Below are 3,139 nucleotides of genomic sequence, written 5' to 3' on the forward strand. Positions count from 1 at the left end.
GCGAGGCCGCGCGCGCGCAGGAGTGGGGCGAGGTGCTGGTGCGCGTGCAGCTCGCGCGCGCCGGAGCCGCCGACTGGCCGCTGGAGCTGCCGGCGCTCGCCTTCGGCGAAACCGGCGCGGCGGCCGGCGTGGTCGGCACGGCCTTCGCGTTGCACCAGTTCGCCCGCCGCTGCGCGCCGCCGGGCAGCGCGCTGCTGGCGCTGGCTTCCGACAACGGCGCGCGCGCGGCGCTGCGCCTCGATCCGCCCGCGGGCGACTGAACGCACGACCGACACGATGGCCAAGAAGAAGAAACACAAGCCGGATCCGGAAAGCTGGAAGTTCAAGCGCGGCCGCACGCAGCGCGGCCACATCGACAGCTGCGCGAGCGGCTACACGCAGACCGCGAAGAACCGCTTCCGGCAGGTGCATCACGTCGTGCCGGTCAGCAGCTGCTCGGACGCGACGATCTCGAAGTACGTGACGGCCGCCAAGCTCAAGCTGCTGCACAACTGCATGGCCGAGACCGACTGGAAGATCGACGCTGCCAAGAACGTCATCTCGCTGCCGCTGAAGCCCGTGTATCTCGACAAGCGCGCGCCGGCCGGCTGGGACAAGCTGCCCTGCCATCAGGTCGAGCACAATCCGGCCTATACCGATGCTGTCAGCGACTATCTGAAGGACAACGTCTGGAACAAGGTCCAGAAGCAGGCCAAGAGCTGCGAGCTCGACCCCGAGGACCTGAAGAAGAAGATGGAGGACGCGAGCGATCACTGGCGCGACTTCCTGACCGATCGCGGCAAGGAGCACGGCGGCACCAAGAAGTGCTGGGACAAGCAGATGAGCATGCCGGACACCTGGTACATCCCGTTCTCGATGAACCCGGGCACGCCGACGCCGCGTGCGCCGGTGAAGTGGGATGACCTGAGCGGCAGCATCAAGGAAAAGCTCAAGCAGCTGTTCCAGCTGCATTGACAGCCAGCCCGGCGCGGGGAGGCAGGCACGCATGTCCGAATACAAGCCCGAGTTCGTGATCTGGACCAGCCGCTACGTCGAGGGCTGGTGCACGCTGCTGCGGCCCGAGCCCTACGAGGATCTCTACGAGCTCGACTACGGCCAGCCGCTCGCCGATCGCTGGCCGGCCGATTCGGTCAGCCGCATGGACCCGGACCGGCCGAAGGACCTGCAGCTTGCCGACAGCGTGCGCTGCCCGTACGCGCGCACGGTCTCGACGCGGCTGCGCGCTGCGCTCGAAGCCGCCGGCGAGACGCGGCTCGAATTCCTGCCGCTCGCCATCCTCAACCACAAGGGGAGGGTCGCGGCGCGCGACTACTGGATCGTCAATCCGCCGTACACGCTCGACTGCATCGACCTCGACGCCTCGAACGCCCGCTGGGCCGGCAGGATGCTCGACGCCGACGATCCGTTCACGGCCTGCGACCGGCTGGTGCTGCGCCCCGAGGTCGTGCCGGCCGGGGTGCAGGTGTTCCGCGCGCGCTTCAAGCCGAGCCTGCTGCTGATGCGCCGTGCGCTGGCCGAAGCGCTGCTGAACGAGGGCCTGAGCGGCCTCGCCTTCGGCGAACCGGACGCCTACCGCGGGCTGGCGGCCTGACATGGACCCGCGCGATGCACGGCCGCTGATCGCCGGCGCGATCGAGGAGGACCTGACGCTCTATGCCGTCGGCGTGCCGGCCGGCGAGCTGCCCGGGCTGTTCGGCCGGGTATCGGAGAATTATCAGGCGCTCGGCATCGCCATCCTGCTCGCGAGCGGTGAACAGGCGCGCTACCGCGAGTGCCTGGTGCGCAGCGCCTGGGCGCGGCTGCACCAGTTGCGCTGCGCGGGCGCGCTGCAGCCGCCGGCGCGCGAGCGTGCGACCAGCTTCGGCGAGGGCCTGTTCGATGCGCTCGCCGCCGGCCACTGGCGGCTGGCTCACGACATCGCCGAAGCCTGCCCGCCGGGCTGGATCCCCGAGGGCGAGTACGAGGACGACTTCTGCCACATGCGGCTGATCGGCCTGCACACCGGCGACAGCCCGCCGGAGCCGGCCGCCGTGCAGGCGCTGCTCGCGCGTCACGCGCAGGTGCTCGACGGCGCGCGCACGCCGCGGCTCGCACTCGGGCAGGCGCTGTTCGATCACGACGCCGATGCCTTCGCGGCGGCCTTCGAGGATTTCCTGCGCGAGGAGCTTGAAGCGCGCATGGAAGCCCGCGAGCGCCTCGGCGAGCCGGACGCGGACGCGGCGCGGGTGTGGATGCGCGGCTACGTCGCGACCGAGGCGCTGGCGCTGCTGCGCGTGGCCGAAACCGCCGGCATCGCTCCGGCCGGTCCGCATCCGCTCTGTCCGCCCGGCTCGCTGCCGGCCGGGCCCTGCCCGAACTTCCCGGACCCCTTCGCTGAAATCGAGGCCGCACGCTGATGATCCCGGCCCCGCTGACGCCCGAGTTCGACGACCGCAGCGGCCACGCGCTGGCACCGCTCGCCGTCGCCGATGCCGAGGGCCGGCCGGTGCTGGCGCTGGTGGTGCAGGCGACCTTCGCGCTGTTCCCGGACCTCGCCGGTCGCGCCCCGCCGCTCGCGCCGCTGCAGCGCCCGATCGCGCTCGCCGGCGAGCACACCGGCGAGCCCGGGCGCTCCAGCCTGCGCCGCGAACCCGAGACCGCCTGGTTCAAGCCCGGCACCGATCTCGTGCTGCTCGGCCATGCGCAGGCGCCCGGCGGCGAGCCGGTCACGCAGCTCGATGCCGGCCTGCGCGTCGGAGCCACGCAGAAGATCGTGCGCGTGTTCGGCGACCGCGCCTGGACCGACACCGGCGCCGGCCTGTCGGTCAGCGGTCCGCAGCCCTTCCAGCGCCTGCCGCTCGTCTGGGAGCGCGCCTTCGGCGGCGTCGATGCCGCCGATGCGCAGCGCCGCTGCGAGCCGCGCAACCCCGTCGGCTGCGGTTTCGTCGCACCGGGCAGCCGGCTCGCCGGCCCGCAGCGCATGCCGAACCTCGAAGACCCGGCCGCGCCGCTGCGCCAGCCCGGCGACTGTCCGCCGCCGGCCGGCTTCGGCTTCATCGCCCCGCACTGGCAGCCGCGCGCGGCACTCGCCGGCACCTATGACGCGGGGTGGCAGGCGAGCCGCGCCCCGCGGCTGCCGGCGGACTTCCAGCCGGCCTTC

4 protein-coding genes and 1 pseudogene are annotated in these 3,139 nt (G+C 72.3%); all 5 read left to right on the forward strand.

Annotation, left to right across the window (positions count from 1 at the left end; translation table 11 throughout):
- A pseudogene (locus tag PKE44_RS17145) lies at positions 1–260 on the forward strand (hypothetical protein); the annotation flags it as partial.
- A 16-nt stretch (positions 261–276) separates the two neighbouring features.
- Complete coding sequence (locus tag PKE44_RS17150) at positions 277–954, forward strand: AHH domain-containing protein (protein WP_324553694.1); 678 nt, start codon at positions 277–279, stop codon at positions 952–954.
- Between the two features lie 31 nt (positions 955–985).
- A complete protein-coding gene (locus PKE44_RS17155; RefSeq protein WP_324553696.1) occupies positions 986–1,591 on the forward strand; it encodes a DUF1629 domain-containing protein in 606 nt (201 codons plus the stop codon).
- 1 nt (position 1,592) lies between these two features.
- On the forward strand, positions 1,593–2,396 hold the full coding sequence (locus PKE44_RS17160) for a hypothetical protein (RefSeq protein ID WP_324553698.1): 804 nt from the start codon (positions 1,593–1,595) through the stop codon (positions 2,394–2,396).
- On the forward strand, positions 2,396–3,139 hold a 744-nt coding region (locus PKE44_RS17165; protein ID WP_324553700.1), incomplete at its 3' end, for a DUF2169 domain-containing protein. The genes PKE44_RS17160 and PKE44_RS17165, both read left to right, overlap by 1 nt.

The organism is Plasticicumulans sp., from assembly GCF_035331805.1.
GTDB lineage: Bacteria > Pseudomonadota > Gammaproteobacteria > Competibacterales > Competibacteraceae > Plasticicumulans.